Raw genomic sequence first — 11,897 nt, forward strand, 5'->3', positions numbered from 1 at the left:
TGCGATTTATGGCGCAAACGGGCAGATGCATGTTGAATAATTGTTATCTCCCGGCGGGATCTCCGCCGTTTTTCCCGACCTGATTCACATTTTCAGCCAAAACGCTTCGTATACGCATTTGCTGCTCGTAGTTTTTTAACAATTAATTCACCTGTTAAAAACTAATGCGACAGCAGGAGCATGCGATGACAGCACCCGTACAACATCCGATGTATATCGACGGTCAGTTCGTTCAGTGGCAGGGCGAGGCGTGGATCGATGTCGTGAATCCCGCCACAGAGGCGCTGATTTCCCGTATCCCGGACGGAACGGCAGAGGACGCGCGCCGCGCCATTGACGCCGCCGCCCGCGCACAGGCGGGCTGGGAGGCGTTGCCCGCCATCGAGCGCGCCGGATGGCTGCGTAAAATCGCCGCCGGCATCCGCGAAAAGGCGGCGGAAATCAGCGCGCTGATTGTGGCGGAAGGCGGCAAAACGCAGCAGCTCGCGAGCGTTGAAGTCAGCTTCACGGCGGATTACATCGACTATATGGCCGAATGGGCGCGCCGTTATGAAGGCGAAATCCTGCAAAGCGACCGGCCGGGCGAAAATATTCTGGTGTTTAAGCGCGCGCTCGGCGTTACCACCGGCATTCTGCCGTGGAATTTCCCGTTCTTCCTGATCGCCCGCAAAATGGCCCCTGCGATGATTACCGGCAATACCATTGTGATTAAACCGAGCGAATTCACGCCGAATAACGCTATCGCGTTTGCGCAGATTGTTCATGACGTGGGCCTGCCCGCGGGCGTGTTTAACCTGGTCCTGGGGCGCGGAGAAACCGTCGGGCAGGAGCTGGCCGGTAACCCGAAAGTGGCGCTGGTGAGCATGACCGGCAGCGTCGGCGCGGGTGAGAAAATCATGATGGCGGCTGCGAAAAACATCACCAAAGTCTGCCTTGAGCTTGGCGGCAAAGCGCCCGCCATTGTGATGGACGATGCGGATGTGTCGCTTGCGGTAAAAGCGATTGTTGATTCGCGCGTGATTAACTCCGGTCAGGTCTGTAACTGCGCCGAGCGCGTTTATGTGCAAAAGGGCATTTATGACCGTTTTGTCAGCGCGCTTGGCGAGGCGCTGAGCGCGGTGACATTTGGCGATCCGGCAGCGCGTGATGATATCGCGATGGGGCCGCTGATTAACGCGGCTGCGCTGGCGCGCGTGAAAGAAAAAGTGGCGCGCGCGGTCAGCGAGGGCGCGACGGTGGCGCTCGGCGGCAAGGCGGTGGAGGGCAAAGGCTTTTTTTACCCGCCGACGCTGCTGGTAGATGTGCGCCAGGAGATGAGCATCATGCATGAAGAGACATTCGGCCCGGTGCTGCCGGTCGTCACGTTCGATACGCTGGAAGAGGCTATTGCGATGGCGAATGACAGCGAATATGGCCTGACGTCGTCGATTTACACGCAGTCGCTCGCCACCGCGATGAAAGCGATTAACGGGCTGAAGTTTGGCGAAACTTACATCAACCGTGAAAACTTCGAAGCGATGCAGGGGTTCCACGCGGGCTGGCGTAAATCCGGGATCGGCGGGGCGGATGGCAAACACGGGCTGCATGAATATCTGCAAACCCAGGTTGTCTATCTGCAAAGCTAACCGTTTCAGGGCCGCCTGCGGGCGGCCCGCTGCGTCAGAGCTTGCTTTCAATCCAGTTCATCAGCAGCGCTGGCCAGAGGTGCGCGGGCAGCCCCAGGGCATCGCGAATGCCAAACCCGTGTTGCCCCTGTTCAAAAAGATGCATCTCCACCGGCACGCCCTGCGCGTGTAGCGCGTTAAACATCAGCAGGCTGTTTTCCACTTTCACCGCCGGGTCATCCACCGCGTGCAGTAAAAACGCGGGCGGGGTGTTGCGGGTGATCGCTTTTTCCGGCGAATAGCGGTGGATGGCGTGGTCATCGGGCTGTGTGCCGATAAGCGCTTCTCGCGAGCCGGGGTGCGCCACCGGCTCCTCCATCGTCATCACCGGATAGACCAGCCCCATAAACGCCGGGCGGGCGCTGAACGCGTCGGTTTCATCCAGCGGCGCGTAGACCGCGTCGTTCCAGCGTGTGCCGAGGCTTGCGGCAGCATGACCGCCTGCGGAAAAGCCCAGCACGCCGAGTTTATCCGGGTCGAGTTGCCAGCGTGACGCCCGGGCGCGGATAAGCCGCATGGCGCGCTGGAGATCGGCGAGCGGAGCGTCGGCACCTTCGGCGTGGCCGTCGGCGGGCAGGCGATAGGTCATCACAAACAGCGTATAGCCGCGGTCGTTAAAGGCGGGTGCCAGGGCGCTGCCTTCTTTGTCGAGCACCACGCGACGGTACGAACCGCCGGGCGTCACCAGAATGCCGGTGCCGTTGGGATGTTCCGGCGCGTAAACCACAATACGCGGTGCGCACACGCCGGTGACGGAACGGTCAAGCTCGCTGTCGCCGGTCAGGCGTTCCTCAAGGGTGAACACCGCCCGGCTCTGGCGCGCGCCCGGCGCGTCGCCCTGTGGCCAGACGGATATTTCGTGGCTGCGCGCGACCGCTTCGCGCATACGGGTTAACAGAACCTCGTGGGCATTCATACGCTCTCCTTTAATATGCGGTGGCGGCATGAAAACTAATGAATATTTAATCTTCAGCCGTTATCCTGGTGTTTTCGTTGCGTTTAATCAGGATAGTCTTATGCGCAGTAAATACACGTCATTGCAAATCACGCTTCACTGGCTGGTGTTTGTTCTGGTGGTTATGGCTTATGCGGCGATGGAGCTGCGTGGGCTGGTGCCGCGTCCTGTCGGGCGGCTCTTTATCTGGACGCACTTTAGCTGCGGCATCGCGATTCTGGTGCTGATGGTCACACGCCTGCTGGTGCGCATTAAATATCCCGCGCCGCCCATCGTGCCGAAACCGCGGGCGATGTATATCGGGCTTTCCCATCTGGTGCATCTGGTCATCTACCTGATGTTTATCGGCCTGCCGCTGCTCGGGATCGTTGCCAAATATTATGGCGGCAGCCCGTGGTTTGCGTTTGGCATCAGCATGCCGGTGGCCGCCGAGCCGGATGAAGATCTCGAAATGCAGTTGCGCGCCATTCACGCGTTTATCGCGAATCTCAGCTACTTTGTCATAGGGCTTCATGCCGCGGCGGCGCTGGCGCATCACTACTTCTGGAAAGACAACACGCTGCTGCGCATGATGCCGGGCAAGCGCGATTAGCGCGCGCCGAAGTGTGATCCGGGTGGCTTTTTATGCCGGGCTGCGTGGCTTAGCTCACATTTTGAACGGTGCGACATGGGCGGTCTGGTCACGGCGGCTTATAGATCTATATCTATTATAGAAACACTTGCGCCCTATCAGCGCACCAGCCGGGAGAGTCAGCATGACGCAGTCAGTGCAACGTGAAGCGACAGGAGTGGAAGTGGACGAACAGGCGCAACTGGCGCGTAAACTGCGAAAGGTGCTGCTGGCGACGGGCGTGGGGCATTTTGTCGAGTGGTTCGATTTTGGGCTTTACGGCACGCTGGCGGCCATTATCGGGATGCAGTTTTTCCAGACCGGCGACCCGGCGGCGGCGCTGCTCTCGTCCTTCGCGGTGTTCGGCGCGGGGTTTATCATGCGCCCGCTCGGCGGGCTCTATTTCGGCTCGCTTGGCGACCGCGTTGGCCGCAAGCGCGTACTGGCGACGGTCATTCTGCTCACTTCCGGTGCCACTTTCATTATGGGGCTGCTCCCCACGTACCATCAGATTGGCCTGCTGGCGCCCGCGCTGCTGGTGCTGACTCGCCTGGTGCAGGGCTTTGCGGCGGGTGGCGAAACATCCGGCGCGACCACGTTTCTCGCGGAGTACGCGCCGGTGGATAAACGCGGGTACTTCACCTGCTGGATCGATAACTTCGGTTTTATGGCGTTTGTGGCGGGCTCCGGGCTGGTATTTTTACTGACCGCCAGTCTTGGCGAAACCGCGATGAACGACTGGGGCTGGCGCATTCCGTTTTTGATCGCCGGGCCGCTCGGCTGGGTAGGGCTTTACCTGCGAACGCACCTTGAAGACACGCCGGAATTCCAGGCGGCGGCGAAAGCGGGCACCACAAAGGCCGCGCCGCTGCGCAGTACGCTTAAAAGCGCCCGCGGCGCGCTGCTGTTCTGCGTCGGGTTTGTGGTTATCAAAGCGGTCGGCCACTGGATGCTGCAAACCTTTATGCCGGGCTACCTGATAACGCAGATGCACTTCAGCAAGCTCGACGCTTACGCCATCACGACCATCGGACTGTTCGGCATCGCGGTGCTGGTGCCGTTTATGGGCTGGCTCTCCGACCGCTATGGACGCCGGCCCCTGATGCTCGCAGGCTGCGGCGGATTTATTCTCTTTACCTACCCGGCGCTGATGGTGATGGCGAACGGCGATATGCTCTCCGCGGTGCTCGCGATGCTGCTGCTAGGGGCGTGTATCGCCGCTTTTGACGGCGCGTGCAGCGCAGCGATGGCCGAACTATTCCCGACCAGCGTGCGCTATGGCGGGCTGTCGGTCGCCTATAACCTGTCGGTGGCCTTTTTCGGCGGCATCACGCCGTGGTTCTCGGCGTTTCTCATCGCTTCCACCGGTAATCTTTTCTCACCCGCGTTTTATGTCATGGGCGCGGCGCTGATCACCTTTATTACCGTGATGCGCGCTCGCGAAACCGCCGGTCTGCCGCTGCGGCGCTAAACCTCCACGCTTTGGCCGGGTTTATTCCCGAAACACCGGGAGATCCACCGGCCAGGCGTTGCGCAGGCTCAAAAGCTGGCAGTGGACGAATCTCGCTTCACGCTGATACCAGAAGCCGAAAGACTGCGTCATCTGGTCATACACCATGCTGTCCAGATTCGCGAACGGGAAAATCACTAAACTTCCCCGCTGCGTGCGTCCGCCGCCCGTTTCAAAATGATCGCGGCCCCACGCCTCCTGCGTATGTTCATAGCGGTGCAGTATCTCTTCAATGGTCTCCCTGCCGGGGCAGCGCAGCATCAGCACACTGTTGTCAAACGCGAAGGGGTAAACGGATGGGGGGAAGATCGCGAGTAAAGCCACTAACAATAATTTTTTCATACCACTCCTGTCCTCTACAGGGCGGCAGTTATGTCATCCTGCGAAGTCGTCGGTATTGAGATATATCATGCTGTTAGTTTGGTTGAGGGCTATATATACAACTGGTGAATGATTTACTGCGCACCGGCTATGTCGTTACGCTGTTGTGCTTCTGCCTCGTTTCCCTTCCCGCAAAAACGCACCGCCTGAAAATGATCGTTTGCAGAGGCGGAAGCGCTTCTATACCATACCCCCCTATAGTATCCATGAGGCGAAAACCATGCCGCATTCTCCTGAAGATAAAAAACGCATTCTGACCCGCGTGCGCCGCATTCGCGGGCAGGCGGAGGCGCTGGAGCGCGCGCTGGAGGCGGGCGAACCCTGTCTCCATATCCTCCAGCAAATCGCCGCCGTGCGCGGCGCCGCCAACGGCCTGATGGGCGAGATGGTGGAAATTCACTTAAAAGATGAGCTGGTCAGCGGTGAGACCACACCGGAGCAGCGCGCGCAGCGGATGGCGGAAATCGGCCAGCTTTTGCGCGCTTATCTAAAATAACTACGACGACTCACTACAACGGAAGGACATTATGAAATCACGTGCAGCAGTCGCATTTGGCCCTGGCAAACCGCTGGAAATCGTTGAGATTGACGTCGCGCCGCCGAAAAAGGGCGAAGTGCTGGTCAAAATTACCCACACCGGCGTGTGCCACACCGATGCGTTCACGCTCTCCGGCGACGATCCGGAAGGCGTCTTCCCGGCGGTGCTCGGTCATGAAGGCGGCGGCGTGGTCGTGGAAGTGGGCGAGGGCGTTACCAGCCTGAAGCCGGGCGACCATGTGATCCCGCTCTATACCGCCGAATGCGGCGAGTGTAAATTCTGTAAATCCGGTAAAACCAACCTTTGCCAGGCCGTGCGCGCCACCCAGGGCAAAGGCCTGATGCCGGATGGCACCACCCGTTTCTCTTACAACGGCGAGCCGGTTTATCACTACATGGGCACCAGCACCTTCAGCGAATACACCGTCTGCGCGGAGATTTCACTGGCGAAAGTGAACCCGCAGGCGCCGCTCGATAAAGTCTGCCTGCTGGGCTGCGGCGTCACCACCGGCATCGGCGCGGTGCATAACACCGCTAAAGTAAAAGAGGGCGATACCGTTGCCGTGTTCGGCCTCGGCGGTATTGGCCTCGCGGTCATTCAGGGCGCGGTACAGGCGAAGGCCGGGCGCATTCTGGCCATCGACACCAACCCGGAGAAATTCAAGCTGGCGGGTGAAATGGGTGCCACCGATTTCGTTAACCCGAAAGATTACGACAAGCCGATTCAGGACGTTATCGTTGAGATGACCGACGGCGGCGTCGATTTCAGCTTCGAGTGCATCGGCAACGTCAATGTGATGCGCGCGGCGCTGGAATGCTGCCATAAAGGCTGGGGTGAAAGCGTTATCATCGGCGTGGCGGGTGCAGGTCAGGAGATCAAAACGCGTCCGTTCCAGCTGGTGACAGGCCGCGTCTGGCGCGGTTCGGCGTTCGGTGGCGTGAAAGGGCGCACCCAGCTGCCGGGCATGGTGGAAGACGCGATGGCGGGCAAGATTCGCCTCGATCCTTTCATCACCCACCGCCTGCCGCTTGAGAAAATCAACGAGGCGTTTGACCTGATGCACGAAGGCAAATCGATTCGTACCGTTATCCACTTCGGCGACAAATAACCTTATCTGCCAGCGGTTTAGCGACTGCTGGCCTTTTCATTTAGCCCCTCTTTTCGAATCTGTGAGCCAGGTATCGCTTTTAAGGGTAAGCGTTTACGCCATTCTGCCGATGTCCTAAAGGCAAGACTCTATATTGCATCTTACCCAAAGGGAAATCGTGGCCATGAATAAAACAACAACCCGTGATGCCGGGGCGCTCAGCTTCTGGCATCACATTCGGCTTGTCCCGCTGTTCTCCGTCATCCTGGGAGGGATTCTGGTGTTGTTCGCGCTTTGCGGCGGGCTGGCTGGATACTTCCTTATGCAGGGCGACAGCGCGCTCAACAACGTAACGCAGGAAATACAGATCCGCAGTGGGCTTGCGGACAGCGCCAACCAGCTTCGCACCGCGCGTATCAACATGATCCACGCCGGTGCGGCCAGCCGTGTCGCGGAAATGGACGCGATGAAGCGCAACATCGCCGATGCGGAAAAAGCGATAGCGCAGGCCAACGCTGGCTTTAAACAATATGTGGATCGCGCGTCGCATGAGGACGCCGAAGCGGCGCTCGACAGTGAGCTGAAAGCCCGTTACGACGCCTACATCAGCGGGCTTGCGCCGATGCTGAAATATGCAAAAAATGGCATGTTCGAAGCGATTATCGAACATGAAAACGAAACCGCCCGCAAGCTTGACGACGACTACAACCAGGTGCTGGCGAAAGCGCTGGCGAGCCGCACCGCGCGCGTTGAGCAACTGCGCAGCGACGCCAGCAGCCGCACGCATTTCAGCCTGATGGTAATGGTCGCCGCGTTTATTGTTGCGCTGGTGATGTCGCTGCTCACTTTCGTGGTACTGCGTCGCGTGGTTATCGTTCCGCTGCAACATGCGGCGACGCGCATTGAAACTATCGCCAGCGGCGATCTGACGCTGCCGGAAGAGGCGACAGGGCGCAGTGAAATCGGTCGCCTGAGCCAGCACCTGCAAATGATGCAGCGATCGCTGGTGAAAACCGTCAGCGCCGTGCGCGAAGGCGCGCAGGCGATTTACCAGGGCACCAGCGAAATCTCAGCGGGTAATACCGATCTCTCTTCACGCACCGAGCAGCAGGCCGCCGCGCTTGAGCAGACTGCCGCCAGCATGGAACAGCTGACCGCCACCGTGAAACAGAACGCCGATAACGCCCACCACGCCAGCAAACTGGCGCAGGACGCCTCCGGTAAAGCCACCACCGGCGGGCAGATCGTCTCCGGTGTCGTCACCACGATGGGCAATATCTCCAGCAGCTCGAAGAAAATCTCTGAAATCACGGCGGTGATTAACAGCATCGCCTTCCAGACCAACATCCTCGCGCTTAACGCCGCGGTGGAAGCGGCGCGTGCGGGCGAGCAGGGGCGCGGCTTCGCGGTCGTCGCCAGCGAAGTGCGCACGCTGGCGAGCCGCAGCGCCCAGGCGGCGAAAGAGATTGAAGGACTCATCAGCGAATCGGTGGCGCTCATCGATCGCGGCTCCAGCGAAGTGGTTAACGCGGGCGATACCATGAAAGGCATCGTCGAGGCGGTGAAACGTCTGACCGACATCATGCTGGAGATCGCGGCGGCGTCGGATGAACAGCGCCAGGGCATTGAGCAGGTGGCGCAGGCCATCGCCGAAATGGACAACGTGACGCAGCAGAACGCCTCGCTGGTGGAAGAGGCATCGGCCGCGGCGGTATCACTTGAAGAGCAGGCCGGTCGCCTGACGCAGGCCGTGGGCGCGTTCCGCTTAAGTGGCGCCTCAGCCGCGCGTAAAAACGAGCCGCAACCGCCCGCCGCGCAGCCGCTGGCACCGGTTGTACCGCGCGCGGCGCTCGCCCAAAGCGAGCACTGGGAAACGTTCTGATCCATCAAGGGCGGCGCAGTCCGCCCGTCTTATACTCTTAGCCTGACCTTTGCCGCTCCCGTGAGCGGCTTTTTTTTGCGCACCGTTTTCGGATTATGCTGTATCACTTTTCGCGTTTGCCGCCTGGCTTATTTCCGCATTCGTTGTCCATGCTTAAAGGGCTTTACTTTTGACAACCCTATGGAGGCAAGAGATGCAGATCAAAACCGCTCAGGATCTTTTTGTACATTTACTTTCAGACACCTATAGCGCAGAGAAACAGCTGACCCGCGCTCTGCCGAAGCTTGCACGCGCGGCTTCTGATGAAAAGCTGGCCGCGGCATTCCGCGCTCACCTCGAGGAAACCCGGGGCCAGATTGAACGCATCGATCAGGTGGTAGAAAGCGTGCCTGAGCTCAAACTGCGCCGCATCAAATGCGTGGCGATGGAAGGGCTGATTGAAGAAGGCCAGGAAGTGATTGACGAAATCGAGCAGGGCCCGGTGCGTGACGCAGGCCTTATCGCCGCCGCGCAGAAAGTGGAGCACTATGAAATTGCCGCCTACGGCACGCTCTGCACCCTGGCAGAACAGTTGGGCTACAAAGACGCGAAAAAACTGCTGGCAGCCACGCTTGAGGAGGAGAAATCCACCGACGGCAAGCTGACCACTATCGCAGAAACGGCGATTAACGCGAAAGCCTCCAAAGCGGCGTAACCCCCGCTTACCTGCGCTTTACCCTCAAAGCGCGCACGCCCCACCCCCGGCTTGCCGGGGGTTTTTTATGCCTGCGCAAAAAGAAAAGGGCGCCGCAGCGCCCGGAAGAGAAGTTTATTTTTACTGCGTATTGTCATCGAGGAACGGATAGTCGGTGTAGCCGGTCGCGCCTTCGGCGTAGATGGTCGCGTCGTTAAGCGGGTTATAAGGCCCGTTTCTGCGAAACCGCTCCACCAGATCGGGGTTTGCGATATAGAGCTTGCCGAACGCCGCCGCATCCGCTTCGCCGCTCGCAATCACCGCCTCGGCGCTCTCTTTGGTTAACCCTTCGTTGGCAATCCACGCGCCGGTGAATTTATGGCGGATCTGCGGGCCGACGCGGTTGGGCGTATCCAGCGCCTCGCGCGAGAAGATAAACGCCAGACGGCGCGCGTTCAGTTGCTCCAGCACGTAGCCGAACATCGCCACCGGGTTGGAATCGTGCATTGAATAGGAGTTAGACATCAGGTTGAGGTGCACTCCGACGCGGTCGGCGGGCCATTCGGTCAGCAGCGCGTCCACCGTTTCCAGCAGGAAGCGGGCGCGGTTTTCAATGCTGCCGCCGTATTGATCGGTACGCTGGTTGGAGCCGTCATGCAGGAACTGATCGAACAGATAGCCGTTCGCCGCATGAATTTCCACGCCGTCAAAGCCTGCGCGTTTGGCGTTGATCGCCGCCCGGCGAAAATCTTCCACGATGCCCGGAATTTCATGGGTCTCCAGCGCGCGCGGGGTGTCGTAAGGGCGTTTCGGGCGCACCGTCGTCACGTGGCCTTCCGGGGCGATAGCGCTCGGGGCGACGGGCTTCTCACCGTTGAGAAAAACCGGGTCGGAGACGCGGCCCACGTGCCAGAGTTGCAGCACCATTTTGCCGCCCGCCTGGTGCACCGCATCGACGATTTCACGCCACGCGCTGACCTGTTTTTCCGACCAGATCCCCGGCGTATTCGGGTAGCCGACGCCCTGCGGCGTCACGGAAGTGGCTTCGGTGAAGATAAGCCCGGCGCTGGCGCGCTGTGTGTAATACGTTTTGACGATTTCGCCCGGCGTGCGGTCATTCACTGCGCGCATGCGCGTCAGCGGTGCCATCACGACGCGGTTTTTTAATTCCAGCGCGCCGATGTTTACCGGTTCTAACAGCGTTGACATAACAGAACTCCCGTCAGGATAAAGGCGTGTCTGTCATTTAAACGATATCACGCGCCGGATGGCAAGCCTCGGGGCTTATTACTTTTCACGCTAACGTATTCCCCGGCGCGCGTTCAGCCGCCGTTGAGCATCGATTTACGAATCGAGGAGAGCAGTGCCCGCGCGCCCTGAGAGAGCGGGGCATCGACGCGCGTCAGAATGCCGATAGGCTCGCCGGGGCCGGGAATGGCAATGGGCAGCGCCGTCAGCGTTCCCTGGCGTAAATCTTCTTTAACCGCGCCCGATGGCACAAACCAGACGTAGTTGTAATCGACGGTGAGCTGGCGCGAGAGCGACGCCGAGAGCGTTTCGATACAGGTGGAGGGAAGCTGGCAGCCCTGGCTTGCCAGCAGCGTTTCCGCGTTATCGCGCGGCACGGTGCCTTTCGGCGAGACCACCACCGGCCACTCCATCACGCGGCTCAGGGTGACGGTATCCTGTAACAGCGGGTGTCCGGGGCGCACCACCAGCTTCAGGGATTCCATAAACAGCAGCTCGTAATTCAGCCCGTTCATCAGTTCCGGATCGGACATCCGGCCCACGCCGATATCCAGCTCGCCCGATTTCAGGCCCGCCAGCAGCATGGTGTTATTCATAATGGCCACCTGCAGCGTGATATCGCTCTGCTGCTTGTGAAACGGGCCAATCACTGCAGGCAGTACGCCGAGCGCGGCGGTCGGCAGCGCGCCGATGCGCACCACATCGCAGCCTTCGTCCGGCTTGCGGTTGAGCGCCTGGCCTGCGTGATTGAGAGCATCGAGGATTTTCAGCGCATGCGTCAGAAACTGCTCGCCGGGCAGCGTCAGCTGCGCGCCGAGGCGTCCACGTTCAAACAGCCGCGCGCCGGTCAGTTGCTCCAGCTCGTTGAGTGTTTTTGATAGCGCTGGCTGGCTAAGATTAAGGGTTTCAGCCGCACGCCCGAGGGTTCCCTGCTGAGCGACGGCGACGAAAGTGTGCAAGTGGCGCAAGCGAATGCGCTGGGAGAACAAACCGTTTTTTTCCATAGCTGATGTTAAAAACAGAGCGGGAGCCGTGACAAGGTAAGTTGTTTAATTTTGATAACTTGATAGCAAAATAATATTAACAAAACAGATAAATATGCAACATCATCGTCCGGTGAAAAGCGCAAACCGTAACGTGCGGATCGCCAGAGGATTTTCATATGACGGCCGGTAAACCAGACGGCGCAAGGCGGACGGGTTAAAACCGCCGTTCCCGTTTGTTTTGTCGCGCGTTTTGCCTGGCGTGCAGCGGCGGATGCCTTGTTACGTTTTGGATCACAAATTGTGAATTCTTCACCGCTGAAACTGCCGCGATTCTCTACAATCTCAGCAATATTCACTGGAGGC

The 11,897-nt window shown here is 59.4% G+C and carries 12 protein-coding genes; 7 read left to right on the forward strand and 5 right to left on the reverse strand.

Going from position 1 to position 11,897, the window contains the following annotated elements:
* Positions 1 to 185: 185 nt before the first annotated feature.
* Positions 186 to 1,625 (forward strand): aldehyde dehydrogenase, encoded by a 1,440-nt coding sequence (gene aldA, locus G6041_RS04695; RefSeq protein ID WP_041460494.1) that lies wholly within the window; start codon positions 186 to 188, stop codon positions 1,623 to 1,625.
* A gap of 34 nt (positions 1,626 to 1,659) precedes the next feature.
* Here the strand turns inward: aldA and G6041_RS04700 are convergent, their stop codons facing one another.
* Entirely contained in the window at positions 1,660 to 2,580 is a 921-nt protein-coding gene (locus G6041_RS04700; RefSeq protein WP_041460707.1) for an alpha/beta hydrolase, read from the reverse strand.
* Positions 2,581 to 2,680: 100 nt separating this feature from the next.
* Here G6041_RS04700 and cybB point away from each other — a divergent pair, with 100 nt between their 5' ends.
* Positions 2,681 to 3,211 (forward strand): cytochrome b561, encoded by a 531-nt coding sequence (gene cybB / locus G6041_RS04705; RefSeq protein ID WP_004388361.1) that lies wholly within the window; start codon positions 2,681 to 2,683, stop codon positions 3,209 to 3,211.
* Between the two features lie 163 nt (positions 3,212 to 3,374).
* On the forward strand, positions 3,375 to 4,700 hold the full coding sequence (locus G6041_RS04710) for an MFS transporter (protein WP_012124675.1): 1,326 nt from the start codon (positions 3,375 to 3,377) through the stop codon (positions 4,698 to 4,700).
* 21 nt (positions 4,701 to 4,721) lie between these two features.
* Here G6041_RS04710 and G6041_RS04715 read toward each other — a convergent pair whose 3' ends face one another.
* Entirely contained in the window at positions 4,722 to 5,081 is a 360-nt protein-coding gene (locus tag G6041_RS04715; protein WP_012124676.1) for a hypothetical protein, read from the reverse strand.
* Positions 5,082 to 5,340: 259 nt separating this feature from the next.
* On the opposite strand from G6041_RS04715, the gene G6041_RS04720 reads away from it, so the two are divergent.
* From G6041_RS04720 to G6041_RS04735, 4 genes are all read left to right on the forward strand, one after another.
* Positions 5,341 to 5,616, forward strand: coding sequence for a metal/formaldehyde-sensitive transcriptional repressor (locus G6041_RS04720; RefSeq protein WP_032989469.1), 276 nt, complete (start codon positions 5,341 to 5,343; stop codon positions 5,614 to 5,616).
* Between the two features lie 31 nt (positions 5,617 to 5,647).
* Positions 5,648 to 6,766, forward strand: a complete 1,119-nt coding sequence (locus G6041_RS04725) for an S-(hydroxymethyl)glutathione dehydrogenase/class III alcohol dehydrogenase (protein ID WP_007901873.1) — start codon at positions 5,648 to 5,650, stop codon at positions 6,764 to 6,766.
* A 163-nt stretch (positions 6,767 to 6,929) separates the two neighbouring features.
* Positions 6,930 to 8,627, forward strand: coding sequence for a methyl-accepting chemotaxis protein (locus G6041_RS04730; protein WP_012124678.1), 1,698 nt, complete (start codon positions 6,930 to 6,932; stop codon positions 8,625 to 8,627).
* A gap of 193 nt (positions 8,628 to 8,820) precedes the next feature.
* Entirely contained in the window at positions 8,821 to 9,321 is a 501-nt protein-coding gene (locus G6041_RS04735; RefSeq protein ID WP_004385277.1) for a YciE/YciF ferroxidase family protein, read from the forward strand.
* A 120-nt stretch (positions 9,322 to 9,441) separates the two neighbouring features.
* Here G6041_RS04735 and G6041_RS04740 read toward each other — a convergent pair whose 3' ends face one another.
* From G6041_RS04740 to G6041_RS04750, 3 genes are all read right to left on the reverse strand, one after another.
* On the reverse strand, positions 9,442 to 10,509 hold the full coding sequence (locus G6041_RS04740) for an alkene reductase (RefSeq protein WP_012124679.1): 1,068 nt from the start codon (positions 10,507 to 10,509) through the stop codon (positions 9,442 to 9,444).
* Between the two features lie 113 nt (positions 10,510 to 10,622).
* A complete protein-coding gene (locus tag G6041_RS04745; RefSeq protein WP_012124680.1) occupies positions 10,623 to 11,552 on the reverse strand; it encodes a LysR substrate-binding domain-containing protein in 930 nt (309 codons plus the stop codon).
* An 8-nt stretch (positions 11,553 to 11,560) separates the two neighbouring features.
* Positions 11,561 to 11,890 carry a hypothetical protein gene (locus G6041_RS04750; RefSeq protein ID WP_012124681.1) on the reverse strand — a complete coding sequence of 110 codons (330 nt, stop codon included), beginning with the start codon at positions 11,888 to 11,890 and terminating at the stop codon, positions 11,561 to 11,563.
* Between the last annotated feature and the right edge of the window lie 7 nt (positions 11,891 to 11,897).

The organism is Cronobacter sp. HA18003 (assembly GCF_011605905.1).
In the GTDB taxonomy this organism is placed as follows: domain Bacteria; phylum Pseudomonadota; class Gammaproteobacteria; order Enterobacterales; family Enterobacteriaceae; genus Cronobacter; species Cronobacter sakazakii.